Origin of the sequence: Pseudomonas yangonensis (genome assembly GCF_009932725.1) — a bacterium.
In the GTDB taxonomy this organism is placed as follows: domain Bacteria; phylum Pseudomonadota; class Gammaproteobacteria; order Pseudomonadales; family Pseudomonadaceae; genus Aquipseudomonas; species Aquipseudomonas yangonensis.
In genome coordinates this window covers 1-242 of sequence record NZ_BLJU01000287.1, presented here as the reverse complement: position 1 = coordinate 242, position 242 = coordinate 1, and the positions used below count along the sequence as shown (strand labels likewise).

Sequence of the window (242 nt, the reverse complement as noted above, 5' to 3'; positions counted from 1 at the left end):
GCCTGGCACACCCGAATAATGGCTAATTGCTTTCAATGGCTCAAGGGGGATCGCGACCATTGTCCTATGACGCGATGACGCACTAGAGGCTGACCAACTCGTCTAAGGTGCTCAGCGTGCTATCTGATAACGGGTGCTGCGCCCTCCACCGGGCAGCCGCTCGATTCAGCCCTTTTCCAGCAGGTCGCTCAGATGGCGGGTCGCGGTTGCTTTGGATATTTTGGCAACGGCTTGGTACTGGG

1 protein-coding gene is annotated in these 242 nt (G+C 57.4%); it reads right to left on the bottom strand.

The genetic code is table 11. The features are described from left to right. Positions 1–165: 165 nt before the first annotated feature. Positions 166–242, bottom strand: a 77-nt coding sequence (locus GYB81_RS24930; RefSeq protein WP_233787695.1) for a hypothetical protein, incomplete at its 5' end; no start/stop codon positions are given.